At 59.7% G+C, this 24,423-nt stretch carries 23 protein-coding genes; 12 read left to right on the top strand and 11 right to left on the bottom strand.

The genetic code is table 11. The features are described 5' to 3' along the window. Positions 1-37: 37 nt before the first annotated feature. Positions 38-2,656 (bottom strand): SusC/RagA family TonB-linked outer membrane protein, encoded by a 2,619-nt coding sequence (locus ABIB60_RS05215; RefSeq protein ID WP_354578206.1) that lies wholly within the window; start codon positions 2,654-2,656, stop codon positions 38-40. A gap of 139 nt (positions 2,657-2,795) precedes the next feature. Between ABIB60_RS05215 and ABIB60_RS05210 the strand changes: the two genes are divergently transcribed. The 4 genes from ABIB60_RS05210 to ytxJ all read left to right on the top strand — a co-directional run bounded on the left by ABIB60_RS05210 (position 2,796) and on the right by ytxJ (position 6,059). After that, the gene (locus tag ABIB60_RS05210; RefSeq protein WP_354578205.1) at positions 2,796-4,832 is read left to right on the top strand and encodes an alpha-ketoacid dehydrogenase subunit alpha/beta; all 2,037 of its coding nucleotides are present in this window, start codon (positions 2,796-2,798) and stop codon (positions 4,830-4,832) included. A 150-nt stretch (positions 4,833-4,982) separates the two neighbouring features. Continuing rightward, entirely contained in the window at positions 4,983-5,297 is a 315-nt protein-coding gene (locus tag ABIB60_RS05205; protein WP_354578204.1) for a hypothetical protein, read from the top strand. Positions 5,298-5,364: 67 nt separating this feature from the next. Beyond that, the gene (locus ABIB60_RS05200) at positions 5,365-5,694 is read left to right on the top strand and encodes a hypothetical protein (protein WP_354578202.1); all 330 of its coding nucleotides are present in this window, start codon (positions 5,365-5,367) and stop codon (positions 5,692-5,694) included. A 23-nt stretch (positions 5,695-5,717) separates the two neighbouring features. Continuing rightward, entirely contained in the window at positions 5,718-6,059 is a 342-nt protein-coding gene (gene ytxJ / locus ABIB60_RS05195) for a bacillithiol system redox-active protein YtxJ (RefSeq protein WP_354578201.1), read from the top strand. 101 nt (positions 6,060-6,160) lie between these two features. Here the strand turns inward: ytxJ and ABIB60_RS05190 are convergent, their stop codons facing one another. Further along, entirely contained in the window at positions 6,161-6,565 is a 405-nt protein-coding gene (locus ABIB60_RS05190; protein ID WP_354578200.1) for an OsmC family protein, read from the bottom strand. Positions 6,566-6,684: 119 nt separating this feature from the next. On the opposite strand from ABIB60_RS05190, the gene ABIB60_RS05185 reads away from it, so the two are divergent. Next, on the top strand, positions 6,685-7,473 hold the full coding sequence (locus ABIB60_RS05185; protein ID WP_354578198.1) for a hypothetical protein: 789 nt from the start codon (positions 6,685-6,687) through the stop codon (positions 7,471-7,473). Positions 7,474-7,639: 166 nt separating this feature from the next. After that, positions 7,640-8,542: a lipoyl synthase gene (gene lipA, locus ABIB60_RS05180; RefSeq protein WP_502915104.1), complete on the top strand. Its 903-nt coding sequence runs from the start codon at positions 7,640-7,642 to the stop codon at positions 8,540-8,542. Positions 8,543-8,873: 331 nt separating this feature from the next. Here the strand turns inward: lipA and ABIB60_RS05175 are convergent, their stop codons facing one another. Next, the gene (locus ABIB60_RS05175; RefSeq protein ID WP_354578196.1) at positions 8,874-9,479 is read right to left on the bottom strand and encodes a DUF4136 domain-containing protein; all 606 of its coding nucleotides are present in this window, start codon (positions 9,477-9,479) and stop codon (positions 8,874-8,876) included. A gap of 209 nt (positions 9,480-9,688) precedes the next feature. On the opposite strand from ABIB60_RS05175, the gene ABIB60_RS05170 reads away from it, so the two are divergent. Next, complete coding sequence (locus ABIB60_RS05170) at positions 9,689-9,982, top strand: hypothetical protein (RefSeq protein WP_354578195.1); 294 nt, start codon at positions 9,689-9,691, stop codon at positions 9,980-9,982. Between the two features lie 106 nt (positions 9,983-10,088). Here the strand turns inward: ABIB60_RS05170 and gcvP are convergent, their stop codons facing one another. Then, the gene (gene gcvP, locus ABIB60_RS05165; protein WP_354578193.1) at positions 10,089-13,013 is read right to left on the bottom strand and encodes an aminomethyl-transferring glycine dehydrogenase; all 2,925 of its coding nucleotides are present in this window, start codon (positions 13,011-13,013) and stop codon (positions 10,089-10,091) included. Positions 13,014-13,189: 176 nt separating this feature from the next. On the opposite strand from gcvP, the gene ABIB60_RS05160 reads away from it, so the two are divergent. Then, entirely contained in the window at positions 13,190-14,401 is a 1,212-nt protein-coding gene (locus ABIB60_RS05160; RefSeq protein ID WP_354578192.1) for an NAD(P)-dependent oxidoreductase, read from the top strand. A gap of 91 nt (positions 14,402-14,492) precedes the next feature. On the opposite strand, the gene ABIB60_RS05155 is transcribed toward ABIB60_RS05160, so the two are convergent. The 5 genes from ABIB60_RS05155 to ABIB60_RS05135 all read right to left on the bottom strand — a co-directional run bounded on the left by ABIB60_RS05155 (position 14,493) and on the right by ABIB60_RS05135 (position 17,799). Beyond that, complete coding sequence (locus ABIB60_RS05155) at positions 14,493-15,323, bottom strand: DUF1206 domain-containing protein (RefSeq protein ID WP_354578190.1); 831 nt, start codon at positions 15,321-15,323, stop codon at positions 14,493-14,495. A 50-nt stretch (positions 15,324-15,373) separates the two neighbouring features. Continuing rightward, positions 15,374-15,949 (bottom strand): DNA-binding protein, encoded by a 576-nt coding sequence (locus ABIB60_RS05150; RefSeq protein ID WP_354578188.1) that lies wholly within the window; start codon positions 15,947-15,949, stop codon positions 15,374-15,376. A gap of 155 nt (positions 15,950-16,104) precedes the next feature. After that, a complete protein-coding gene (locus tag ABIB60_RS05145; RefSeq protein ID WP_354578186.1) occupies positions 16,105-16,323 on the bottom strand; it encodes a CsbD family protein in 219 nt (72 codons plus the stop codon). A 77-nt stretch (positions 16,324-16,400) separates the two neighbouring features. Next, positions 16,401-17,000, bottom strand: a complete 600-nt coding sequence (locus ABIB60_RS05140; protein ID WP_354578184.1) for a hypothetical protein — start codon at positions 16,998-17,000, stop codon at positions 16,401-16,403. 40 nt (positions 17,001-17,040) lie between these two features. Further along, the gene (locus ABIB60_RS05135; protein WP_354578182.1) at positions 17,041-17,799 is read right to left on the bottom strand and encodes a hypothetical protein; all 759 of its coding nucleotides are present in this window, start codon (positions 17,797-17,799) and stop codon (positions 17,041-17,043) included. A 203-nt stretch (positions 17,800-18,002) separates the two neighbouring features. Between ABIB60_RS05135 and ABIB60_RS05130 the strand changes: the two genes are divergently transcribed. Continuing rightward, a complete protein-coding gene (locus tag ABIB60_RS05130; RefSeq protein WP_354578181.1) occupies positions 18,003-19,544 on the top strand; it encodes a hypothetical protein in 1,542 nt (513 codons plus the stop codon). 85 nt (positions 19,545-19,629) lie between these two features. On the opposite strand, the gene ABIB60_RS05125 is transcribed toward ABIB60_RS05130, so the two are convergent. Then, positions 19,630-19,968 carry a hypothetical protein gene (locus ABIB60_RS05125; protein ID WP_354578179.1) on the bottom strand — a complete coding sequence of 113 codons (339 nt, stop codon included), beginning with the start codon at positions 19,966-19,968 and terminating at the stop codon, positions 19,630-19,632. Between the two features lie 183 nt (positions 19,969-20,151). Here ABIB60_RS05125 and ABIB60_RS05120 point away from each other — a divergent pair, with 183 nt between their 5' ends. Further along, entirely contained in the window at positions 20,152-20,574 is a 423-nt protein-coding gene (locus tag ABIB60_RS05120; RefSeq protein WP_354578177.1) for a DUF6799 domain-containing protein, read from the top strand. Positions 20,575-20,621: 47 nt separating this feature from the next. Here the strand turns inward: ABIB60_RS05120 and ABIB60_RS05115 are convergent, their stop codons facing one another. Beyond that, a complete protein-coding gene (locus tag ABIB60_RS05115; protein ID WP_354578175.1) occupies positions 20,622-22,658 on the bottom strand; it encodes a WG repeat-containing protein in 2,037 nt (678 codons plus the stop codon). Positions 22,659-22,814: 156 nt separating this feature from the next. Here ABIB60_RS05115 and ABIB60_RS05110 point away from each other — a divergent pair, with 156 nt between their 5' ends. Both ABIB60_RS05110 and ABIB60_RS05105 read left to right on the top strand, forming a co-directional pair. Beyond that, positions 22,815-23,216 (top strand): hypothetical protein, encoded by a 402-nt coding sequence (locus tag ABIB60_RS05110; protein WP_354578173.1) that lies wholly within the window; start codon positions 22,815-22,817, stop codon positions 23,214-23,216. A 168-nt stretch (positions 23,217-23,384) separates the two neighbouring features. After that, complete coding sequence (locus tag ABIB60_RS05105; RefSeq protein WP_354578172.1) at positions 23,385-24,416, top strand: hypothetical protein; 1,032 nt, start codon at positions 23,385-23,387, stop codon at positions 24,414-24,416. Positions 24,417-24,423: the final 7 nt, after the last annotated feature.

Genomic DNA, 24,423 nt, shown 5'->3' with positions numbered 1-24,423 from the left:
AGTTTCCGGCTTTCGGCAGCTGCTATACGAGGCTTACTTACAAAGTAGCCCGCACGCCCACCAGAAACGTGCGCGCCACTGGGTACGCGCCGACATCCAGCCCAGCCTGCTGGTTGTCGGAGCCGGCGGAGCTGACGTTGGGGTCATAACCCCGGTATTTCGACAGCACCAGCAGGTTCTGGCCACCCAGCCAGATCTGCACGTTGCGGGCCTCCTTCTCCCATACTTTGTAGCTGAACGTGAGGGCCGATAACCGCACGTGGTTGCCCGATTGCAGCGTATAGGAGCTGAATACTGGTAGATTGGTGCCCGCTACCGGCACATCCGTATCGGTATGCGTGGGCGTCCATCTGTCCAGCACCCGGCGGGAGGCATTGGTGAAGCCGCTAGTCGCATCCAGAAATTGCAGGGTAGTGTTGTACATCTGGTAGCCAAACATGCCATCGGCCTGCAACTGCGCCTCAAACCGGCCCAGCGTGAGTTGCTGGCTGAAGCTGACTAACTGCCGGGGCAAGCCGCTGCCCAACGGTTGCCGATCCAGCGGGTCGATTTGTCCATTACCGTTCACATTCTCGTAGCGCGGGCTGCCGGTAGCATCAAGGCCCTGGGTGCGGTAGCCGTAAAACGTACTGATGGGTTGCCCATCGAGGGTGCGCTGGTAGGGAAAAAAGTACGAGGTGATACTACTGGTTTCAAACCGGTTACGGTTAACGGCGGCGGCCAGCCGGCTGGTACCCTGCAGCTTGCCGGCCTGCCAGTGGCCTTGTAGCGTCAGCTCCAGCCCGGTGTTGTGCAGGTAGTCCTGAGTAGTTCTTGGCGACGTTAGCAGGCCCTGTGTGTGCACTGTGCTAGTAGTGCGACGGGCGTAAGCCTGGGCCGTTACAGTAAGGTGGCTGTTGAAAAGACCGGCTTCAACGCCTGCATCCACCTGCCGGGTAAGCTCGGGCAGAGCCAGAGGTAATATCTGTACAAGACCACCCTGGCCCGGCACTAGAATCTGAAAGTAGTTACGGCCGTAGTGGCCCGCCCCTGAAGCGCGACCCCACCCCACCCACACATCCAGTGTACTGGGAGCTGAGGTCCAGAAGTTTTCCCGGGCCGCGTGCCAGCGCACCTGGGCCCCCGGGAGCCAGGCCCACCGGTTATCCGGGGCAAAGGAGCTCGCGCCGTCGCGGCGGAGGGTGGCTTGCACCTGATACCGCTCATCAAATGTGTAGCCAGCCGTAAGCTGGTAAAAATCCTGGCGGGCCTGGACGGTGCTGACGTTTCCGCTCAGGCTGGCCGGCTGGCCCACCATAAAGTCAGCTTGCTCGGAGGTAGTATACTGGGCTTGACGCATGGCTTCCAGGCGGGCCGTAACTGCGTGCCGGTCCTCCCTAAAGCGGCGGATAAAACTGAGCGCCGGATTGAGCACCCACTGGCGATAAGAAGCAGTAAACAGGCCCTGTACAGAGCTTGAGGGCGTGCCGAAGTATGGCTGATAGGAGCGGCTGCGAAGCGTAGCGCGCTCCAGCCCAACCCGCCCATCCAACGCCAGGCCCCCGCCCAAGTCGTAGTGGGCTAGGGCCTGAAGCAGCAGCCGGCGGTGCGTGGGCGTTTGGTAGTCGGTCTGCGCTAGGCGCATCGGGTTGGTAGTGGTAGGCGTGGCGGGCTCGAAGTCGGAGGGAAGGGTAGGCAGGGCAAACAAGGTTGCTGGCACCACGTTTGTCGTTGGCACCCGCTGCTCCACCTGAGCCAGACCACCACTTGCCTCCAGGCGCAGCCGCTGGCCTATCTGCTGCGTGAAGGCAGCCCGGGTGGAGTAGCGGCGCAGCCGCGAGTTTAACACCACGCCCTGCTGGTTCAAATAGTCGGCCCCGAGAGCGTAGCGAGTAGCGGCGGTGCCGCCCGTCAGGCCTACATAATGCTCCTGCACTGCCGCCGTACGCAGTACCTCTTGTTGCCAGTCGGTGCCGGTACTCAGGGCTGCCAACTCTGCGGCCGAATAGCGGGGCGGGCGGTTGTAGCGCTGCTCGGCATCGTTGGCGAGGGTAGCAAGCTCTCGGGCATCCAGCAGCTCGTAGCGGTTACGGGCCTGCTGCACCCCGCCGTAGCCGGTGTAGCGCAGGCGCGGCTTACCGCTGGTGCCCCGCTTGGTAGTAATGCGAATCACGCCGTTGATGCCCTGGGAGCCGTACAGCGCGGTTTCGTAGGCCCCTTTCAGCACTTCCACCTGCTCGATGTCCTCACTAGGAATGCTCAGCAGCGGGTTCACATCCAGCTCCTGAGCCTCGGCCGGCACCACGCCCCCGAGCGAGTTGCTTGCATTCGGCCGGAACGTGTGCTGAAATACCGGTACCCCATCCACCACGTACAATGGCTGGGCGTTGCTGGCCAGGCTGGCCGCCCCCCGAATCCGCACCGCTACCTGCGCCCCCGGTGCGCCCGAGTATGGCGTGGCCTGCACTCCGGCTACTTGGCGGAGTTGTTCTTGGATGGGGAGGAAAGGGAGGATTCGGTGGTAGCTCGATATATATTGAACAGTTGGACAACGGTAAGTAACGCGCATTACAGAATCCGGCACAACCACTTCAGACAGCCGGACGGTATCGGTCTGCTGGGCTAGGGCGGGGAAGGAGAGCGGCAGCAACAGGCCGAAGGAGTAGAGTCGAATCATGCAGATAGGATAGGGCCGGGAATTGGGCCCCGAAGATAGATGCCGCGTGCCTGCCTATTCCACAAACCGGCGGCTATAATTTCCCATCCGGCCCAAACCCGTACTTTTGGCCCCACCCACCACACTCAGCCGATTCCCGATGCACTTCGACCGGAAAGACTACTCGAACGACACCCTGCTCCACCTCTACCAGCATCTGCTCAAGCCCCGCATGATTGAGGAGAAAATGCTCATTCTGCTCCGTCAGGGCAAGGTGAGTAAGTGGTTTTCGGGTATTGGGCAGGAGGCCATTTCGGTGGGCAGCACCCTGGCCCTAGATTCGGACGAGTACATTTTGCCCCTGCACCGCAACCTGGGCGTGTTCACGGGCCGCAACGTGCCCCTCGACCGGCTGTTTGCCCAGTGGCAGGGCAAAACATTGGGCTTCACCAAGGGCCGGGACCGGTCGTTCCACTTCGGTACCAACGAGCACCACATCGTGGGCATGATTTCGCATCTGGGGCCGCAGCTGGCCGTGGCCGGCGGCATTGCTTTGGCCGATACGCTGGAAAATCGGCCCAAAGTAACCGTGACGTATAGCGGCGACGGCGGCGCTTCGGAGGGCGACTTCCACGAGGCCCTAAACGTGGCCGCCGTGTGGCAACTGCCGGTCATCTTCATCATCGAAAACAACGGCTACGGCCTCAGCACCCCCAGCAACGAGCAGTTCCGCTTCCGCTACTTTGTGGATAAGGGCCCCGCCTACGGCATGGAGGCCGTGCAGGTAGATGGCAACAACGTGTTGGAAGTGTACGACACCGTGCGCCGCCTGGCCGAAGACCTGCGCCAGAACCCCCGCCCCGTGCTGCTGGAGGCCCTCACCTTCCGCATGCGCGGCCACGAGGAAGCCAGCGGCACTAAGTACGTGCCCCAGGAGCTGTTTGAGCAGTGGGCCCAAAAAGACCCGGTGGAGAACTTCGAAAAGTGGCTTCTGGCCGAGGGCATCCTCGATGAAGAAGCCCGCATGCGCTTCCGCGAAACCATCAAGCGCGAAATCGAGGAAGGCCTGCGCCTGGCCGACGCCGAGCCCATGCCCACGGCCTCGGAGCAGGAAGTAACGGATATGTACGCGCCAGTGGGTGAGCTGAGAGACGAGAGCTTAGAACTTAGAGCTCCGGAAACGGCTGGTGTAGCTGTTTCGCCTCTTAGTTCTAACTTCTCAACTCTAAGTTCTACAACTGACAAACGCTACGTCGATGCCATTTCGGACGGGCTGCGCCAGAGCATGGAGCGGTACCCCGAGCTGGTACTCATGGGCCAGGATATTGCCGAATACGGCGGCGTATTCAAGATTACCGATGGCTTCGTGGCGCAATTTGGCAAGGGTCGGGTGCGCAACACGCCTTTGTGCGAGTCGGCCATTGTGGGGGCTGGGCTGGGCCTGAGCATCAAGGGCAAAAAGGCCATGGTGGAAATGCAGTTTGCCGATTTCGTGACCTGCGGCTTCAACCAGATTGTGAACAACTTGGCCAAAAGCCACTACCGCTGGGGCCAGAATGCCGACGTGGTGGTGCGCATGCCCACTGGCGCCGGCACCGCCGCCGGACCCTTCCACTCCCAAAGCAACGAGGCCTGGTTTACCCACACGCCCGGCCTGAAAGTGGTATTCCCCAGCAACCCCGTGGATGCCAAGGGCCTGCTCTGCGCCGCCTTCGAAGACCCCAACCCAGTAATGTTCTTCGAGCACAAGCTCCTCTACCGCAGCCTCTCGGCGCCCGTGCCGGATGCCTACTACACCACACCCATCGGCAAGGCCGCACTGGTGCGGGAAGGTCAGGAAATGAGCATCATCACCTACGGCGCGGGCGTGCACTGGGCCCTGGCTGCGGTAGAGGAGCTGGGCGTGGATGCCGATATCCTGGACCTGCGCACTTTGCTGCCCTGGGATGAAGACGCCGTGCGCCAGACGGTGGAGAAGAACGGCCGCATCATCCTGCTGCACGAGGACACCCTGACCGGTGGCCTGGCCGGCGAAATCGGGGCCTGGATTGCCGAGCATTGCTTCCGCAGCCTTGATGCCCCCATTCTGCGCGTAGCGTCCCTGGATACGGCCGTGCCCTTCGCGCCCCCGCTGGAAAAGCAGTTCCTGCCCCAGCAGCGCCTCCGCGAAGCCATTGAGAAGCTGCGCAACTACTAATTGCTGTCATTCCGAGCGGAGCGAGGAAGCTGGATTTACGGCACCTATGAAGCAACCCAGCTTCCCCGCTCCGCCCGGAATAACAGATGGCCGGCCGGCATTCCGTACTTTGCCGCTCTAATCTGCTGCCCGGCAGAACCCTCGCGTATCATGAAATTACCCGGTACTTTTCGCCGCTTTTGTTTACTGCTGCTGGCTGCAGGATGGTTACTGGCGGCCCCGGCCTGCCACAGCTACCGGATTCCGAACCCCCAGGGACCACCGCAGCCCAAGGTAAAAAAGGCTAAAACCCCGGGCAATGAATCGGCCGATGGGCGGGCCCTGGACGTAGAGAAGGAGGCAGTAAAAACCCAAAAGAATAGCTACGACAAGAATGGCTTGCTGAAAAAGCCCAAAATGGAGCGCCGTCGCCTCAAGCATAAAGTAGGGCAGCGCAAGTTCCTGGGTTTCACGCTCCCCTTCTAACTTGGTGCTGTTCAGGTAAGTTGCTGTTACGTAGTTTGCTAATTGTTCACCGTTTCACTCAGTATATATGCGTTACTTCTTATTCTGTGTGGCAGTAGGGCTGAGCTTGGCCAGTACTCCGGCCCTGGCCCAACTGGAGTCTACCAACCCTGCTCAGCAGCGCGTGGCCAACCGCAAGGCGCTCCGGGATGCTGAAAAATTCAATGCCCGCTACAAAGACTCGCACCTGACCGTGACCAAGCCTGAGCTAAAGCATCAGGGTGGGGGCAAGCAAGAGGTAGTAGCACCGCCACCCGGCCAGGATAGCTACCGTTTCGATCGGGCCGGCGCGCCCCGCGTAAGCGAACCATCCCGCGTCAATTTGCGTCTGCGGAAGAAGCGCGCCGCCGCGCAGTAATTTTCACCGAACCACTTCCGCCCATGGCACCCTGGCAACCCCTCACCGAATCTGAGCAACTCACCGACATCGTTCGGGAGTCCTTTGAGCAACCTGTCCTGATTTTTAAGCATAGTACCACCTGTTCCATCAGCGCCATGGCCAAAGGCAAGGTGGAGCGCCAGTGGGCCGATGCCGGCCTTGATAACGCCAAGATATACTACCTGGACTTGCTGCGCTTTCGGCCCATTTCGCAGGAAATAGCTCAGAAATTCAGCATTCACCACGAGTCGCCGCAACTCCTGCTCATCCAAAACGGCGAATGCACCCTCGACTCCTCCCACATGGGCATCAAGCTCAGTGAGGTGAAGGAACTAGTGAAATAGTGAGATAGTGAGTTTAACGTTCTGTTGGCTCTCACTGCGCAAGTGGCGCAAGTAGCACCGTCAAAACGTCGAACTCACCAGTTCACTATTTCACCATTTCGCTACTCGTACAGGAACCGAACTTCCTGGTGTATTTCCGGGTTCAGGCTAAGTGCCACCGGGCAGGTACGGGCAGCATTTTCGAGGGTGGCACGCTCTTTTTCGGAGAGGGTAGCCGGCAACCGAAATGTAAGGTCAATCTGCCCGATGCGGCGCGGCTCGGCCACCATGTGCTTGGTTACTTCCCAGGTTACACTTGTTAGGTCCACCTCTTGGCGGGCGGCTACGATGCCCATTATCGTCATCATGCAGGAGCCCAGCGCCGAGCATACCAAGTCAGTGGGGGAGAAGGCCTCCCCCCGGCCGTGGTTGTCCACGGGGGCGTCGGTGAGGATGGTATTGCCCGAGGCCAGGTGAGTGGCTTCAGTGCGTAGGTTTCCGGCGTAACGGGCAGTGGCTGTGCTCATGTCAGGTTGAATTAGGTAAGCAGGGTATGCATGTAAATTTACGTACTTTCGGCAGGGTTGGCGGCTTGTTGCCGCTGAGCCGGTATTTTATTTCCCGTCCTTCTATTCCGACTCAACCTGTGCGTACTCTGCTTGTTTTCGGTGGTGGCCTGCTGGCGGCCGTATTGGGCCTCGCGCCCCAAGGCCAAGCCCAGCAACTCAAGCAAACCCTGGCTTCCAACAACGATGAGCCCTCCTACCGGAAGGAGCTGATTTACGGAGTAAACTTCAACACGCGGGGCGGCCTGATTGGCGGGGCCACGGTGCGCTCCACCAAGCTACTTAACCAGGATTGGGCCCGTTTCTGGAGCATTGATCTGGTGGAAGTAAAACACCCCAAGGAGCAAAAATCCGGTACTTTCTACGGGGGCGTTATCGTGCCTGGCAAAAGCAACTACTTCTTCGTGGCCCGGTCCTCCGTGGGCGTGCAGCGGGTCATTTTCCGTAAAGCTCCCGATTCGGGCGTGCAAGTAAACGGGTTGCTGAGTGCCGGGCCATCCATTGGCTTGCTGCTGCCCTACTATATTACCTACAACTACACCTCTGATCCGCAGGTGAACCCCACCGATTACCGGAACGAGCAGTTCGACCCGCAGATTCACGAGGAAAGACGGATTATAGATCGGGCACCGCTGTTTTCGGGCGTCAGCAATACCGATGTACAGGTAGGAGCCCACATTCGGGGGGCGCTGAGCTTTGAGTATGGCCGCTACCGCGACGCCGTGGCTGGGGTAGAAGTAGGGGCACTAGTAGAAGCCTACACCAAAGCCCCACCTATCATTCGAGCCCGAACTCTTTCGGATGAAGCTCTAAATGACCGTTTTTTGCCTTCCGTGTACCTCACGGTATACCTCGGAAGCCGCAACTAAAACAGGTACCAAGCATCAAAAGCCCCGGCCAACGTCCCTATCCGGAACTTGGGCCGGGGCTTTGGGCTGAACGAAGCATCCGGGAAACCTCTTACCGGCTGGAATTGTCTTAGCAGTGGACTATTCCGCCACGCATTCCCCTTACCTTTGCAGCATGGATGAACTGTTGCTGACTCTGCCCATCATTCAGCCCGAAGCAGTAGCCCCTGTGGCTCCTGCCAAAGCGCGTAAGCCCGACTGGCTACGTGTGAAGCTGCCCGTGGGCCCGGCCTACGCCAACGTCCGCCGCCTGGTGGACGAACACAAACTGCACACTATCTGCGAATCCGGCAACTGCCCCAACATGGGCGAGTGCTGGGGCGCGGGTACGGCTACCTTTATGATTCTGGGCAACGTGTGTACGCGCTCCTGCTCGTTCTGCGCCGTGGCCACCGGCCGGCCCAATGAGTATGACCTCGACGAGCCCCGCCGCGTGGCCGAAGCCATTCAGCTGATGGGCGTGAAGCACGCGGTACTTACCAGCGTGAACCGTGACGAGCTGAAAGACCGGGGTGCCAGCGTGTGGTATGAAACCGTGGTGCAAACCAAGCAACTCAGCCCCACCACCACCATCGAAACACTGATTCCGGACGTGAAGGCCAACTGGGCGGCGCTGGAAACCATGATTGCCGGTGGCCAGGAAGTAGTATCGCACAACATGGAAACGGTAGGCAGTCTCTACCGCCTCGTGCGCCCCCAGGCCAAGTACGACCGGAGCCTGGAGCAGATCCGGCGCACGAAGGAAGCCGGCAAGCGCACCAAATCGGGCATTATGCTGGGTTTGGGCGAAAAGCAGGACGAAATGTACCAGGCCATGGATGACCTAGTGGCTAACGGCCTCGATATTCTGACCCTGGGGCAGTATCTGCAGCCCACCAAGCGCCACATTGAGGTAGCCGAGTTCATTCACCCCGACCTGTTCGCCCACTATAAGGAAGAAGGTCTTCGCCGGGGCCTGAAATACGTGGAAAGCGGCCCGCTGGTGCGCTCCAGCTACCACGCCGAGCGTCACGTGAACGTACCCATCTAGCAGCGCGCTGGCAAGCACACGGCTTTACTACATTAACTAAGCCCCACTTCTTTCTCAGAGGTGGGGCTTTTGTGTGCCGTCAGCCTTGCCTCAGAGGCGGTGTGAGCGAACCAGTAGCTTTGAATGCAGACCGTGTGTGCCCACCGGCAAGGCGGGCACCAGATACCGCTGTACAGCTGGGACAACTATGGGCATAAGAGTTTTCTGTTCTGAGGCAGAATGCGCCGTCTTACTTTTTACGCCACCTAGCCAGACGTCCGTGCGTGAGACATAAAAAAAAAGGGACGCTGCTTTACGCAGCGTCCCTTTTTTAGATACGATAAGCTGATTCTTATCGGCTGGCCTGTTCGGCACCGGGCGGGTAGTTGCCCAGAATGCTGGTGACAATGCGCTGCACCTCGGTTTCGGAAATGGTTTGCTGGTCGACCTGAGCTTGGCCCTGGCCACGCCACGCCAACTCCTTGCGCTTCACATCCACAAAATCGAGGATAACGGTACCGGCTTTGTAGTCGGTCACGTAGCCGCCCCGGTTATAGAAGCCGCCGTAGCCGTAGTAGCCATAGGGGTAACCGAAAGGACCATACGGCGAGTTAGTGGCTCGCTGCTTATCCTCCACGCGGGCACTATAAGCTACGTACACATCGGGGTTTTTATCAGAGTACGTCAGGCCTTTCTGAGCCAGCTGCTGCTCCACGGCCGAGCGAATACGCTTATCCAGAAACGACTCGTACCCCTTGGCCGGGCCGCCTTCGGTGTCAATAGGCTGCGTTGGGTACCACGACCAGGTTTTGTAGGCCCGGAAGTTTACGGAATGATCAAAATCGGAGGTAACGCCCACGCGTGCGGTGGATGCGCAGCCGCTGACGCCCAGCAGCAAGCCCAAACCAAGCACCGAGAGGGCCAGCGGACGGGCTAAAAAACGGGAAATGCGGTTCATATGGAAAGGAATCAGAGTGAAAAACAAGCCCTTGGCAAGTCGGCAGACCAGCAGAGCGCCCGTGGTAGTTTAACGTACCCGCCGGCCTGCTCGTTCCCCTGATAAACGCTGCAAGCGTAATATTTATTGAGAATAACTAGCCAGGGAAAGTCCCTGGCATCTTAAAATCTCCCTATCTTTTGCAAAGCAAAAAACCTGCCCCTGCATTCATGAAAAAAACTTTACTCCTCCTATCTGCTCTGGGTATGCTGGCTTCCTGCAGCGCTTCCAAAGATGAAGCCCGCTCCAACCGTACCTCTACCACACCTGTAGCCCACAATGCCGTGGTCGAATGCATCCTCTACGATGGCATGACCAAAACCTCCCAACAGCTCGCCACCATCAACTCGGGTACAGAAGTGCAGGTGATGGACACAGTGGATGCCCACTTCCTGAAAGTGCGCGTAACCGCCGCCGGCAAAACCCAGAACGGCTATATGTACCGCACCTGCTTCAGTAAGTAGCAGATTAGTGCCTGTGCAGTAATTGGCGCCAGAAAATAAAGACCCAAAAAGAAAAGCCTCACCGTAACCACGGTGAGGCTTTTCTTTTTGGAATAAGGTTTACCCACTAATACGACGGGCCCTTATCAGTCGGCACCAGTTGCTCTTCAGCATCCACGTACTGCTCGATGGGCGTGCAGGCGCAGATGAGGTTCCGGTCACCGTAGGCCGAGTCGATGCGGGAAACGGCAGGCCAGAACTTGTAGGCGCGGGCGTACTCGGTGGGGTACACGGCCTGCTCGCGGGTGTAGGGGCGGGTCCAGTCGTGCACCAGTACGGTGGCAGCGGTGTGGGGCGCGTGCTTGAGCACGTTTTCCTTGGCATCGGCGCGGCCGGCTTCTACCTCGGCAATTTCCTTGCGGATGCTCACCATAGCCTCAATGAAGCGGTCCAGCTCCTCCTTGCTCTCCGATTCGGTGGGCTCAATCATGAGCGTGCCAGCTACCGGAAACGAGACGGTGGGGGCGTGGAAGCCGTAGTCCATCAGGCGCTTGGCAATGTCCTCTACCTCAATGCCGGCCTTTTTGAAGTGGCGGCATTCCAGAATCATCTCGTGGGCGCAACGGCCGTTGGCACCGGTGTACAGTACGGGGTAGTGCTCTTCCAGCTTTGCCTTCAGGTAGTTGGCGTTGAGAATAGCCGTTTCAGTGGCCTTCTTCAACCCTTCGCCACCCATCATGCTGATGTAGGCGTAGCTAATGGGCAGAATGCTGGCCGAGCCCCAGGGGGCCGCCGAAACCGCGCCGCTGGTGCGGCCGTCGGCATCTACCACCACGTGGCCGGGCAGGTAGGGAGCCAGGTCCTTCACCACGCCGATGGGGCCTACGCCGGGTCCGCCGCCGCCGTGGGGGATGCAGAAGGTTTTGTGCAGGTTCAGGTGGCACACGTCGGCCCCGATGGTGGCGGGGGAGGTGAGGCCCACTTGGGCGTTCATGTTGGCACCGTCCATGTACACGCGGCCACCGTGCTGGTGAATCGTGTCGCAGATGTCGATGATGGTTTCCTCGTACACACCGTGCGTGCTGGGGTAGGTCACCATCAGGCAGCTCAGCTTGTCGGCGTACTGGGCCGCTTTGGCCTTCAAGTCCACCACGTCGATGTTGCCTTCCTCGGTGCTCTTCACCACCACTACCGTCATGCCAGCCATTACGGCCGAGGCGGGGTTGGTGCCGTGGGCCGAAGCCGGAATCAGGGCCACGTTGCGGTGCTGGTCGCCGCGGGCATCGTGGTAGCCTTTGATGGCCAGCAGGCCAGCGTACTCGCCCTGAGCACCCGAGTTGGGCTGCAGCGAAACAGCATCAAACCCGGTTACTTCGCACAGCCAGGCTTCCAGGTTCCGGAAGATTTCGGCGTAGCCCTGGGCCTGCTCACGCGGGGCGAAGGGGTGCAGACCGCCAATTTCCGGCCAGGTCACCGGAATCATCTCGGCGGTGGCGTTGAGTTTCATGGTGCACGAACCCAGCGAAATCATGGAGTGAGCCAGGCTCAAATCCTTGTTTTCCAGCTGCTTCATGTAGCGCAGCATCTCGTGCTCCGAGTGGTGCGAGTTGAAGATGGGGTGCGTGAGGTACTCGCTCTTGCGAATGAGCGCCTCGGGCCAGGTTACTTCCACCTCAGTGGGCTGGGCTACCTGGCGCACGTCGCGGCCCAGCACTTTGCTGAACACGGCCACAATGTCCTGCACATCCTCGGCTTCGGTGTTCTGGTGCAGGCTGATGCCCACGCGGGGCGTGCCGTGCTCCTCGAAGTAGCGGAAGTTGATGCCGGCGGCTTCGGCCTCCTTGCGGATGGCGTTCTGCAGCTCCTGGCTTTCCAGCTTGATATCCAGCGTATCGAAATAAAACTGGTTGCGCTGGTCGAGGCCCAAGGCGTGCAACTCCATTTCCAAGGTGCGGGCTAGGGCGTGGATGTTGCTGGCAATCTGCCGTAGGCGCTGGGGGCCGTGGTACACGGCGTACATGCCAGCCAGCACGCTCAGTAGCACCTGCGCGGTGCAGATGTTGCTGGTGGCTTTTTCGCGGCGGATGTGCTGCTCCCGGGTCTGCAGGGCCATGCGGTAGGCCTTGTTGCCGGCCGCGTCGATGCTCTGGCCAATAATACGGCCGGGAATCACGCGCTTGAAGGCATCCTTGGTAGCCAGGAAACCAGCGTGGGGGCCGCCGTAGCCCATCGGTACGCCGAAGCGCTGAGAGTTGCCCACCACGGCATCGGCGCCCATTTCGCCGGGAGTTGTGAGCAGGGTCAAAGACAGCAAGTCGGCGGCTACGGTCACGAACAGGTTGTTGTCGTGAGCCTTGCTGATAAAGTCGGTGTAGTCGTACACGGCGCCGTCGGCGGCGGGGTACTGCAGCAGGGCCCCGAACAGCGTCTCGTCGGTGAGGTCGAAGCTGCGGTGGTCCCCGATAACAACCTCAATGCCCAGGGGCTCGGCGCGGGTGCGCACCACGTCAATGGTCTGGGGCAGTACCTGCTCGGAAATGAAGTAACGGTTGGCGTTTTTCTTCTTGCTCAGCGAGTGGAACATGTGCAGCGTTTCGGCGGCGGCGGTTCCTTCGTCGAGCAGGGAGGCGTTGGCAATTTCCAGGCCCGTGAGGTCAATTACCATCGTCTGGTAGTTGATGAGGGCTTCGAGACGGCCCTGGGCAATTTCGGCCTGGTAGGGCGTGTAAGCGGTGTACCAGCCCGGGTTTTCCAGAATGTTGCGCTGGATTACGGCCGGGAGCAGGGTATCGTGGTAGCCCAGGCCGATGTAGTTTTTGAACAGCTTATTCTGGCCGGCAATGCCCTTGAACTTCGCCAAAAAAGCCCGCTCCGTGAGGGCAGCGGGCAGGTTCAGCGGCTTTTTCAGGCGAATGGCGGCCGGCACGGTTTCATCGATGAGCTGGTCAATCGACTCCACGCCGATAACGCGCAGCATGTCGGCTACGGCAGCTTCGTCGGGGCCGTTGTGACGGTCCACAAACACATCGGCGGGCTTGGTCTTCAGCAACATAAAGGGAAGGGTGAGGGTGGCAATGCAAGCGGCCCCAACGGAGCCCCTACAAAGGTAGCGCGAAAAGGCTTCACCCTTAAACCGATAAACGGGCAAATGTTTCGCCTAAGTCGTTGAAACCCGAACTCAACAATTTTCCGCAGATTTAGCCACCGAAACCCACCCGTTCCCACCGCATGCGTCCCATTACCATTGGCCTGATCCGCGAAGGCAAAACCCCGCCTGATAAACGCGTTCCGCTCACCCCTAAGAAATGCACTGAGGCCGAGGCCCGTTTTCCCGGCCTGAAAATAGTGGCCCAGGAAAGCCCCATCCGCTGCTTCTCCGACCAGGAATACCGTAACCTGGGCCTGGAGGTGCGGCCCGACGTGTCGGACTGTGACATCCTGATGGGGGTGAAGGAAGTGCCCGTGGCCCAGCTCATTCCCAACAAAACCTACCTGTTCTTCTCGCACACCGTGAAAAAGCAGCCGGCCAACCGGGAGCTGCTGCGCCAGGTGCTGGCCAAGAATATCACCCTCATCGACTACGAAATGCTTACCAACGAGCAGGGGGAGCGAATTGTAGCCTTCGGGCGCTGGGCCGGCATTGTGGGCGCTTATAACGGCCTGCTGACTTATGGCCGCAAGCATGGCCTCTACGAGCTGAAGCCGGCTTACGAGTGCGTGGATATGGAGGATATGCAGGAGGAGTTCTTCAAGGTGAAGCGCCTGCCACCCATCAAAATTGCCGTGACCGGCACCGGCCGCGTGGGGCAGGGGGCCGTGGAAGTGCTGGATATGATGGGTATTCGGCGGGTGAGCGTGTACGATTACCTCTACCACGACTTCACGGAGCCGGTGTACTGCCAGCTGCGCAGCTCCGACTACAACCGCCGCCGCGACGGCCGGGTGTGGGACACCCCCGATTTCCACCGCAACCCCCACGAGTACGAAAGCACCTTCCAGAACTTTCTGCCCGTAACCAATTTGCTCATTGCCTGCGCCTACTGGCACCCACAAGGCCCCCGGCTGTTCTCGGAGCACGACACCCGCCGCTCCCATTTCCGCCTCGATACCATTGCCGACGTGACCTGCGACGTGGACGGCTCCATCCCGACCACCAAGCGCAGCAGTACCATTCAGGAGCCCGCCTTCGACTATAACCCCACCTCCAGCGAGCTGGAGCCTGCCTATGCCCGGCCTGATAATATCACTATCATGGCCGTGGATAACCTGCCCTGCGAGCTGCCCCGCAACGCCAGCCGGGACTTTGGCCGCCAGCTTATCGACAACGTGTTGCCCCACTTAATGCACGAGGGCGGCGACGCCGTAATTGAGCGCGCCACCATTGCCCGCAACGGCCAGCTCACGGAGCGGTACCAGTACCTGCAGGATTACGTGGCGTAGCTCTGCTTTTATCATTCGTGGCTTGAAAGCAAACAGCGCGTCTTTCTGCATAAATTGCGGAAAGACGCGCTGTTTGCTGTCGTAGGTAATCCTATACGCGAGGTAAAATGGGGTATTTAGCCTGCACCAGCATATACAGGCCGTAGCACATCAGCCCCAGGGCTACTATGCCCAACACCGCCGGGCCCATAGTAGCCAGCAGGTCGAAGGCCTCATCGGTGGTGCCCACGGCGGCGGCCTGGTGCTTACGGCCCGCTTGTAGCAGGAAATAGCCAAGGATAGCCATTACAATACCCCGGGCCGTGTACCCGAGCTGCCCGATACGATATACCGTGTTTTGCTGACCCGCCGGAATATCGGCGCTGTTCACGTGTTTGTGGAAGGAGCCGGAGTAAGCCTTTACAATCTGGTAAATGCCGACGCCAATGGTAATTAGCCCAGCCAGCATAATAATCCATTCGCCGGCGGGCCAGTTGAGGATGCGGGCAACCAAGGTTTGTTGGCTGTTGCCGCCCTCACTAGCCGAGCCTTTCAGGGCTAAATTAGCCGCGTACCAGGCCAAGCTAGCATACAACAGGCCGCTACCCGCATAAGCCAGGCGCCGCCCAATGCCCTTGGCCCCGGAGCCTTTATTTTCGGTGTCGCGCAGGGCCTGCGTAAAACGCCACACAATGTAGCCCAGCAGCCCGAAGGCAATGAGGCCAAGCAGAACGGTGCCGCCGGGTAAGCTCTGCAGAGTCTGGACGGCCTGCTTTTTATCGGCGGTTTGGCCACCCTGCTGGCCGGTAGCTGCCAGTAAGGCCAGCAGGCCCATCAGTAGATATACGGTGCCTTTGGCCGCGAAGCCAAAGCGGGCCAATGCCCGGATACCCGAGGAGGGTGAAGTAGGCAGCGCTGCCTGAACAGAGGAAGAAACAGACATAATAAGACAGGGTTAGGGGAGAGGAGTTTCTGCCTTACGAAGTTTGGGCGCTAAAGGCTGAAGCGTGCCCCGCCCAGCAAGCCCGGCGGCCGGTACAAACGGGCTCCACGACGAATAAATGGCTGATTTTCGGGTAAATTCAGCGTAAGCAGCGGCTTATTGCGCATGGTGGCATCATCCAGCAGCAGCTGCTCCAGGTTGCCGCCGGGGCGCACGTAGGGTATGAAAAACCGGTCAGCTAAATCGGCAATAAGCTGGTTGCGGATGTTGGCCGTTTCCTGCGTCACGGTCATAACGTTGGGCTCGAAAGGGGTGATAAACAGCAGGCGGCCCAACTGTATATCCCGCTCGTAATCCAGGGGCATGGAGGGTTGAATTCCCCGGCCCAGCGCATACACAATGGGCTGCTGAACGTCGCGCCGCAGAAACCGAAAAATGCTTTGTTCAAGCCGCGAATGAAAACCTGATAGCACGCAGTAGCCCAGCTGCCGCTGTTCCATCGCCCACAAATAGGCTACACGCTCAATACTAAGCGGGTAGTCGCGGGAGCACAGAAAAGCCGTTTTGGGCAGCCGCAGCAGAGCAGTATTCCCCAACGTGCGAACATCTTTTGCTAGAGTAGTCATGACAAACTGAAGTAGCCAAAGCTATGCATAACGCGGGGTTGTGTGCCGCCAGGGGCTGATAGGGGTGTAAGTACTCAAAAAAGGCCTGACACCATGCGGTACCAGGCCTTTTTTGAGTTTTTTTGGACCACTACTTTCTCAAGTAGCTTGTGCGCTTAGAAGGTGCGCTGGAACCAGTGTTTGATATCGTCAATGGTTTCGCCGGTCTTGTGCTGCAAGCGGCCGAACCACTCGTCCTGCTGGCCTTCCTGGTAATCCAGGTCGTCGTCGGTGAGGTTGCCCCACTTCTGCTTGGCTTGGCCTTTGATTTCGTTCCAGTTGCCCCGAGCGCGCAGCTCGGTCGAGTCGTTGATGCCGTTGTTATTAGCGTCCATGGTGGGTAGGGTGTAGGATGAAAGTGTACCCGTTGTACGGCGGAGCTTGGCGGCAGGTTATCAACGGCTGATGAAAGTTACATGTGATGAACACCAATTACGCTTATGATTACTACTACAAATACCACCATAGTACCGAGCCCGGCTCCAAAGCCGCCCGCTGCACTGCCAATTTTCTTGTTCTGAGCTTGGTGCCGGTAGCCTGCTACATAGTTGGGGTCTTTGAGCAGAGCGGGGTCGGGTACCCGAAAGTTCTGTTCCTTGGGCGGGGTCAGGCTCACGGCCGCACCCGTTGCCACTCCTCCTAGGCCCCCATATCCGGCGGTAACTATGGTAGCTCCATATGTACCCCAGAAAGCCCCCGGCGCCTTAAAGTAGGCGCGGGCATCGCGCCGGCCCTGGGTATACGCAGCCTCCTTGGTGAGGCCGGGCAGTGGTGGAGCAGTTGCCTGACGCTGAAATACATCCTTGGTGCCATTTGGATACCGAATCAGAAAGATCTGCGTGGCGGCTACCCGGAGCGTGTCGGCCGAGGAACTTAGGTAGGTAACCAGCTCGGGAGTGATGGTCAGCACTTTGCCGGTCAGCTCCTCCCCATTGCTCAGCAAAATTACGTCCTGGGAAGAGGCCCGCATAGTCAGCAGCAGGCCGCAAAGCACGAGTAAAAAACGGCGCATATCGTAAAAGGTAGAATGGTAGATTTGGAATGTGCGGCTGCTAGCGGGTACGGGAGTTGAACCCAAACAGCAAGCTGAACCGGGCGCCCCCGTCGCCGGGCACCACGGCAAAGTTGACCGGGAAGTTGATGCCGTTGCTGCGGAAGGAGGTGCCCACGGCCAGCGCAATGTGCGCCCCCGCCGGCGACACGTTCGGGCCTAAGCCAAACTCTACGCCCTTTGGACCTCTGATGCCAATGAGAGCATTCAGGCTAGGCAGAAATTGGCCTTGCTCCAGGCCCCCGATGAGCGGTACAACCTCCAGCAAGCCCGAGGTGCCGTTGGGCATTCGGAAAATGCGGGTTTCAAACTGCCAGCCAAACTGGGTCAGAAATGGGTTTATGTTCAGTTCCCGATTGGCTTTGTCGGCTACTCCGCCCGCCAGCACCGTAATGCCCAGGCGCGGGCCGTTGAGGTGAATATCCTCGTAGGCCGGGGCCTCGTCGCCGGGCACCATAACGGCCGTTGCCGACCCGGTAGCCGGTCCGGTAGCCGGCGCAGTGGCGGGTACGCTGGAAGGGAGGCTGCCGCCCAGCATTTCCTTGGTGCCATTGGCATAGCGAATCATAAACACGTCGTTGCGGCGCACGGTAATCAGGGGGCCATCGGGGTTATCAGTGCGCTTGTACCGTACCTCGGTGGGCGTGATTTCAAGTACCTTCACCTGCACTTCTTCGCCGGTGGTTTTGGTAAGCAAATCCTGAGCATGCGCCGCAAAGCCGGCCAACAGCAAAATCAGGGACAGGAGTAAACGGTTCATATGCATAAATAGCCGAGTGATGAAGACGTTTCGAAGGTTGCATATTCAGCGGTATTGCCCTAACCATTTTCTATATAGCTCAGACTATATGGGTGCGGTTGTGGTAGGGGTAATTGGTTCATTGATAAAGTTATAGGGGATATTATTCAGACTTATGAAGGGCTTGGCTTGGGTTCTACAAACAGCCCTTCTATATTACCGCTATGGATGACTTGCGGACCACGCTAAGCACTTTCTCGGCCGATGACCGCAAGGACTTCCGGCAGTTTATTCAGCGGCAGCGCCGCAAGCAAAAGGGCCGCATGGATGTGCGCCTCTGCGACCTGCTGCTGCACCAGAAAGAGTATGCCACCGAGGAGTTGCTGGCCCGCCTCTACCCCGAGGAGCCCAATGCCGTGGCCTATTACGCCCTGCGCAAGCGCCTGATGCGCCACCTCACCGATTTTCTGCTGCTGCGCCAGCGCCAGCAAGACCCCACGGCGGCCTCCTCGGTGCGGGGGTTGCTCACCCTGGCTCAATACCTGTTTGAGGCCGGAGTAGGCCGCCTGGCCTGGAACATGCTGCGCAAAGCCGAGAAACTGGCCCAGCAAAACGAGCAGTATGAGCTGCTGAACACGGTGTACAACCTGCAGATTGCCCAGGCCGGCAGCAAGCACGCCGACGACCTGCCGGACATTATTCGGCGGCGCAACCTCAACAAGAAAGCCGCCGATGAGGAGGAGCGCGCCAACATTGCCGATAGTCTCATCCGCCAGCGCCTGCGTGAGGCCCGGGTGAAAGGCCGGGCCGGCGAGTCGTTTGATGGGATTCTGGGGGAAGTGCTGCGCGAATACGATTTGCAGGAAGCCTTTGCCCGCCGGCCCGCGTTGCTCTACCGGCTCATGTCCATTGCCCGCGCGGCCATGCTCGTGCGCCGCGACTACCTCACCTTCGCGCCCTTCGTGATACGGTGCTACCGCCTCATGGAAAAGCGCCACGGCTTCTCGCCCGCTCACCGGGAGGCGCAACTGGGCCTGCTCTACATGATTGCCCACGCCCTGTACCGAACCCGCCGGTTTCAGGAATCAACGGAATACCTGGAGCAGCTGCGGGTACTGCTCGATGAGGGTTCCCGACTACGGGGTGCGGCTTACCGGGCCCGCTACACGTTCCTGCTGGCCGCCAACTACGCCTTCCTGCGCCGCAACGCCGAAAGCATTCGGCTACTGGAAGACGTGTTGAAAACCACGCTGCCGCCCCGTGAGCAGCTGACGGCCCGGTTGGGCCTGGGCTTCCACTATTTCGCCGAAGGCCAGTTTCAGAAGGCGAACCAAGTGCTGCTGGCCATTGGCCGCACCGACCATTGGTGTGAGCAGGAAATGGGCGTAGAGTGGGTGCTGAACCGTAACATGGGCGAAATGCTGATTCAGCTGGAGCTTGGCAACCCCGATCTGGCCCTGAACCGCCTGCGCGCCATCGAGCGGCTCATCAAGGAGCGTTTCGGGCCCGATGGCGGCGGCTACGCGGCGGTGCTGGGCTACCTGCAACTGGTGCGCGACATCATTGAAAACCCCGATGCGGCCCGCTCCCCGGAGCTGGCAACCCGCGCTACGCAGCTGCCCGCCTTCGTGCCGCTGGAGCAGGAAGACTTGCAGGCGCTGAGTTTCTACAGTTGGTTGAAGGCCCGCATTGAGCGGCGGCCCTATTACCAGGTTCTGTTGGAGCTGGCTGGGGCAACCGAAACGCCGGGAGTTGCCTTGGCCTGAGAACAGACTGCTGCGGCATGAAAAAGCCCTGCCTGTAACCAAGCGGGGCTTTTCTGTGGCCCTTACTACAGGCCGGGTACTGCGCTTACTGCTTTTGAGCAGCGTTGATTTCGGCTTTGGCGTCGCCAGCGGCTTCCTCGGTGGCGGTAGCGGCTTTGTTGGCGGCCTCTTTGGTTTCGGCGGCAGCCTTATCGGCGGCGGCTTCGGTAGTGGCGGCGGCCTGCTCACCAGCGGCTTCCATTTTCTGGCCGGCGTTTTCTACGGCATTATCGGTAGCCGTGGAGGCGTTATTGGCCTCAGCAGCAGCGGCATCAGCCGTGTTTTCGGCGGCAGCTTCAGCATTTTGCTGGCCTGACTCAGTGCAGGAGGCAACCGAGAAGGTAACGGCCGTGGCCACGAAGAGGGATTTAAACAGAGTTTTCATGAGACAGCAAAAAAGTAGGTTATGAATGTGCCACGCTAGCAAGTGGTTCGGGATTTAATAGCCGTTGTGCTTCGAAGGTAACCCGGCCGGATATACAGGATTTTGGCCTGCTTGGGGTGGCTAACTTTGCCGGCCAGCCAGCGTATGCCCGGCTACATTTCTCTGCTTACTTGCTACTTATTCATGCTGTGTATTCTGCGCCCGGCGCTGTTTTCTCTGGCGTTACTACTCCCTTTCGCTGGCTGGGCCCAGGCCAACGACGGCTTCCAGCGCCGCGACGGGGCCATGTATCTGTTGCGCAATGGGCAGGTTCGGCCCATGCCGCAGGATGTGCACCTGCCCAACGGCCGCCTCATTACCCGCGACGGATTTATAGTACAGCGGGACGGGCGCCGCACCGAATTGCGGGACGGGCAAGGGTGCACATTGCTGGGTGAACCCACCGCGGTAAGCCGCACCCCAGCGGGGCAGCTGCAGCTGGCGGGCCCACCGGCATCCATTCCGGCCCGGCAAGTAATAAGGCAATCTGGCACTAGCTGGAAAGGCTGGTGGCGGGGCCGGGGTAAGGGGCACGGCAAGCGCAAGGGTAAAAAGCACGACGATTGAGCCATCGGCTGAGCTTGCCACCCGAGTATTCGGCCCTGCCTCGGGCGTTATTCCTTCACTTCCTCACCGTTGCGGTTCAGCCAGAAGCTTCGGCCGTTCTGCACTACTCTGGCCCGTCCTTGCTCATTAAAATCGGTGGCACTGGCGTAGCGGCCGAAAGGGGAAGTGCCCTCAGTTGTGTCGGCTAAATAAGCGGGGGTGATGAAGGTGAATTGGCCGCCGGTTTTCACCCGGGCCAGCTCTTGCTGGAAGGAGTAAGCCTCCTGGAAAATAACTGGGTGGGCTGGTTCTTCGGGCCCGCTGATGTAATGCCAGCCCCGATGGTCGAGCACGGCCGCCCGGCCCTCCGCAAAGTCGCGGGCGGCGTAGTAGTAGCTGCTAAACTCCTCGCCCTCCTTGGTCAGAAACGTGTAGATGCCCCCCATTCGGGCCCGGGCATACCCATCGGCGTAGGGGTAGAGGGCATCATAAGCCGGGGGTATCACCTCTGTGCCATCTGCCTGCACAAATCCGAAAACGCCTTCCTTTTCTACTACCGCCCGCTCTTCCTGAAACGCGCCGATGCTGGTGTACTGGGCGGGCAACAGCGTGTCGCCATCAGCGGCCAACAAGCCAGTACGGCCGTTTTCGGTAAAGCTGACGGGATTTTCTGAGCGGCTGCAGCGCCACAACACCAGCATGAGCAGCACGGCAACTACCGCTCCGCCGGCCAGCAACGGCACCCGGGAGCGGCCTCCTGCTAGCGTAGGCAGGCGGGCTACCTGCTGCAGAAGCCGCCGCCGAACCACCGGCCACCACCGCAGCCACCGGGCCAAATTGCCGGCAACGGCACTGCTCGGCCGGCCAACCTGACCGCGCACTCCGGTGTTCACAGGCTCTGCCGCCCGCTTAGCGGCGGGTGTGGAAGGTGCCGGTTGTACTGGAACAGCAGGGGAGGTATGAGGCTGCGGCGGAGTGGGAGCAGTAGAAGGAGGAAAAGCAGCAGGGGCTGCCGCAGGAGTAGCCGTGGCGGCTGCGGAAGAGGCAGCCGGGGCAGTGGCCAGCCGCTGAATCAGGTTTTCGAGCTGCTGAATTTTCTGACCCAGCTCTTGGTTGCGCGTTTCCAGCTCTTGGCGGTAGGTGTGCATGGAAGATTCCAGCACATCTTTTTCGCGCTTTTCGGCGGCTAGCTGCGCCTGAATATCGGGCGCTTCGGGGGCTACGGGTGCGGCACTGAGCTGCTGCTGCAGTTGGCTGATGCGCCGCTCCCGCTCTGCTTCCCGGGTAGCCAGGGCACTAAGCTGCTGCTGCAGATCCTGCTGCATTTGGGTCCGCAGGTTTTCCAGATCCTGCTTTTCCTGATTCCGGGCATTCAAGTCGATTTCGTAGCCTGAGGAGGTGCGGTCCAAGTGGTCAAGGTCTTCGGCCCCCAGCCAGCGCCATAGCTGCCCCGCTTTCTGCCGCAGCAATCCACTGGTCCCGGGCTGTTCTGGGGTGCTGGCCGCTGCACTGGCTCCGGTAGCTGGCAGCCATTCAACTTCACTCAGCAGAGGCTCCAAGTCAGCTTCCGTCAGCTCAATTTCCGGGGTGGTCAGGCGGGCCAGGCGACGGGTAAACTGGGTAGGGTCGGGCAGCAAATGAAACTGGGAGGCGGTGGGCACCGTGGCCATATGATTCTCCACTTCCGGTCCAAACCGAACCGGCGCCCCAAACAGTACCAAGCCACTGATAAACTGTAAGTTGGCAGCGTCGGCCGGCAGGTAGTGAGCAAGCCAGTCGGCCAGGGCGGCGCGCTGCCGCTCAAACCGCCCAAATGGGTTTAGTGCCCCGTTCGGTAGCTCCAGCGGCGTGCCATCCAGGTACCACATGCCGGCGCGCAGGTCGGTCATGGTCAGCAGCCCTCCTTGCGGTATCAGTTGCACCAGGGTAATGCTGCGCGGCCGCAGAATAAGGGCATCCAGAAAGTCGGGGGTACCCAGGTCAACGTTACCAAGCAGCACGGTGAAGGCCACCGCAGTATCCGTTTGCAGGGCGGCGGCTACGGCTTCAAACTGCTGCCGACGGGTAGGGGAGGTGAACGGTGCCGAAAGGTAGGTGTGTAACATAAGGAGCGGCCCGGGCGGGCAGAAACTGGCCCGGCTGGAATGGACGGGGTTGTACGGAACGCACCGGCACAGGATGTGCCAACTTTTCCGCGCCCAGACAAGTATAGCCGTTTGCGCTTAGTCGTACCTTTTTCGTTACTCCTTGCCTTCATACTCATGGATTCTACTGCCTCCACCCCGCAGCCTACCCCCACCCCCACCATACCGCTTGATGTCACGGATCAGCAAAATTCTGCCCTCCTCGAGGACACGCTGAACCTGCTCAATGCCGGCGCCCCCGATAAAGCCGGGCAGCACGGCCTGGCCGAAATAGACCGGTGGACGGAAGTGCTGCGGGCTTCTGAGCGGCCCGGCTTGGCTAAAATCATTCAGGAGCTTGTTACCCTGCGCCGCCAGCTCGATGCTACTGACACTCAATCTCATGACCTGGCGGAAACCCTAGCCACCCTGGGGGCTGAAACCTCGAAAGTAGCCGATGAAACCTCCGATGATTACCGGGGGCCTCTCACGCAGCTGGGCAAACTACTCATCAAACTGGGCTCTTCCCTTTCCCGGTAACGTTTCCTGCGTTCCGCACAGCAAGGCCCCGGCTACCAAGCGTAGTCGGGGCCTTACTGTGCGGGCCAAAAACAAGTAGCGGGTGGTTGAGTATTTATGGCCAGGTTGCAGCGGGCGTTGCTACCCGCGCTGCCAGCCCCCTACTTTTGCAGTTCCAGCCCAGCTACTATGTCCGAAATTCAGCCCCGCGCCGCGCTTACCCTCTACGACCCATTTGAAGGCATGCAGTTCAGTATGCACCGGTGCTTTTTGTGCGGCAACCCCACAGCCCCCCCCCAGGATACCGTGCCCGTATTCGCCGATTGGCTGATGACGCGCTACGGCCTGCGGGAGCGGCAGATTAAGCTGCTGGATATGAGTATTGTGCAGTACCAAAACCTGCGCATTGCCTGCTGCCCTACCTGCCGCACGCAGCACGTAGAGCCGCTGGAAGCCCGGGTGGAAGCGGCCGCCCAACAAGGTATCCGGGGTTTCCGGCAGTTGGATGATCAGACGCTGTTTTTGTGGCTGGGCAAGATGTTCTACGGCGTACTGGTAACGGAGCTGCTCACCGAAATGGATCCTCTGGCCAAGCCTCAGTACCCGCTGGCCGAAAATGCCCAGCTACTCCGGCGCTTCCAGGCATTCTATCAGCCGCTGCAAGCCCTGCGCGTGCCTATGGAGTACGAAGATTTCGTGCCCGGCTCCCTGTTTATTCTGGAAGCCGACCCCGCCCAGGACGAGATGCCCTTCGAGTACGACGACGACCTGAGCACTATTGCCTTCAGCATCAAACTCGATGAAACGGTGCTGGTGGCCTGTCTGGTCGATAATGGCATTATTCGGCAAGCCATGCGGCGGGTGTACCAGGATGCCTACCGGCCTTTGCATCCGGTGCAGGTGGCCGAGTTTAAAGCCCGCGTGTACTACGCGGCCTATCTGCTCAATGTAGTGCCCGATTATTACCCCCGGCCCGTAAAGCCCGGCGACCAGGAGGTAGTGATGGACACCCTAATTGATGATGTTACCGGGGATATTTTTAACCCCTGGGAAAATAGCGCCTACGCCCAGTCGCTGCTGGAAATGTGGAAGCGGTGGCAAATTCCGTTGGAAGAAATTGTGCGCAATCCGGCTGAGCCGCTCACCTTCCTGTATGATGCGGAGGGGCAACCACAGGTAGTAAAGCACTACCCGGAGGCCAACAAAGCCGGAAATAAGTAGGAAAGCC

It is taken from the genome of Hymenobacter sp. UYP22 (genome assembly GCF_040547285.1).
GTDB lineage: Bacteria > Bacteroidota > Bacteroidia > Cytophagales > Hymenobacteraceae > Hymenobacter.
The sequence above is the reverse complement of the archived record's forward strand: the minus strand, read 5'-3'. Positions and strand labels throughout refer to the sequence as shown.

What these genes read in the sequence shown, in the direction of transcription:
- ABIB60_RS05140 (WP_354578184.1), bottom strand. Translation starts at nt 17,000, where the DNA reads ATGCGCCGTTTTTTACTCGTGCTTTGCGGCCTGCTGCTGACTATGCGG.
- ABIB60_RS05150 (WP_354578188.1), bottom strand. Translation starts at nt 15,949, where the DNA reads ATGACTACTCTAGCAAAAGATGTTCGCACGTTGGGGAATACTGCTCTG.
- ABIB60_RS05105 (WP_354578172.1), top strand. Translation starts at nt 23,385, where the DNA reads ATGTCCGAAATTCAGCCCCGCGCCGCGCTTACCCTCTACGACCCATTT.
- ytxJ (WP_354578201.1), top strand. Translation starts at nt 5,718, where the DNA reads ATGGCACCCTGGCAACCCCTCACCGAATCTGAGCAACTCACCGACATC.
- ABIB60_RS05205 (WP_354578204.1), top strand. Translation starts at nt 4,983, where the DNA reads ATGAAATTACCCGGTACTTTTCGCCGCTTTTGTTTACTGCTGCTGGCT.
- ABIB60_RS05175 (WP_354578196.1), bottom strand. Translation starts at nt 9,479, where the DNA reads ATGAACCGCATTTCCCGTTTTTTAGCCCGTCCGCTGGCCCTCTCGGTG.
- ABIB60_RS05190 (WP_354578200.1), bottom strand. Translation starts at nt 6,565, where the DNA reads ATGAGCACAGCCACTGCCCGTTACGCCGGAAACCTACGCACTGAAGCC.
- ABIB60_RS05155 (WP_354578190.1), bottom strand. Translation starts at nt 15,323, where the DNA reads ATGTCTGTTTCTTCCTCTGTTCAGGCAGCGCTGCCTACTTCACCCTCC.
- gcvP (WP_354578193.1), bottom strand. Translation starts at nt 13,013, where the DNA reads ATGTTGCTGAAGACCAAGCCCGCCGATGTGTTTGTGGACCGTCACAAC.
- ABIB60_RS05170 (WP_354578195.1), top strand. Translation starts at nt 9,689, where the DNA reads ATGAAAAAAACTTTACTCCTCCTATCTGCTCTGGGTATGCTGGCTTCC.
- ABIB60_RS05160 (WP_354578192.1), top strand. Translation starts at nt 13,190, where the DNA reads ATGCGTCCCATTACCATTGGCCTGATCCGCGAAGGCAAAACCCCGCCT.
- ABIB60_RS05200 (WP_354578202.1), top strand. Translation starts at nt 5,365, where the DNA reads ATGCGTTACTTCTTATTCTGTGTGGCAGTAGGGCTGAGCTTGGCCAGT.
- ABIB60_RS05115 (WP_354578175.1), bottom strand. Translation starts at nt 22,658, where the DNA reads ATGTTACACACCTACCTTTCGGCACCGTTCACCTCCCCTACCCGTCGG.
- ABIB60_RS05110 (WP_354578173.1), top strand. Translation starts at nt 22,815, where the DNA reads ATGGATTCTACTGCCTCCACCCCGCAGCCTACCCCCACCCCCACCATA.
- ABIB60_RS05130 (WP_354578181.1), top strand. Translation starts at nt 18,003, where the DNA reads ATGGATGACTTGCGGACCACGCTAAGCACTTTCTCGGCCGATGACCGC.
- ABIB60_RS05135 (WP_354578182.1), bottom strand. Translation starts at nt 17,799, where the DNA reads ATGAACCGTTTACTCCTGTCCCTGATTTTGCTGTTGGCCGGCTTTGCG.
- ABIB60_RS05215 (WP_354578206.1), bottom strand. Translation starts at nt 2,656, where the DNA reads ATGATTCGACTCTACTCCTTCGGCCTGTTGCTGCCGCTCTCCTTCCCC.
- ABIB60_RS05145 (WP_354578186.1), bottom strand. Translation starts at nt 16,323, where the DNA reads ATGGACGCTAATAACAACGGCATCAACGACTCGACCGAGCTGCGCGCT.
- ABIB60_RS05120 (WP_354578177.1), top strand. Translation starts at nt 20,152, where the DNA reads ATGCTGTGTATTCTGCGCCCGGCGCTGTTTTCTCTGGCGTTACTACTC.
- ABIB60_RS05125 (WP_354578179.1), bottom strand. Translation starts at nt 19,968, where the DNA reads ATGAAAACTCTGTTTAAATCCCTCTTCGTGGCCACGGCCGTTACCTTC.
- ABIB60_RS05210 (WP_354578205.1), top strand. Translation starts at nt 2,796, where the DNA reads ATGCACTTCGACCGGAAAGACTACTCGAACGACACCCTGCTCCACCTC.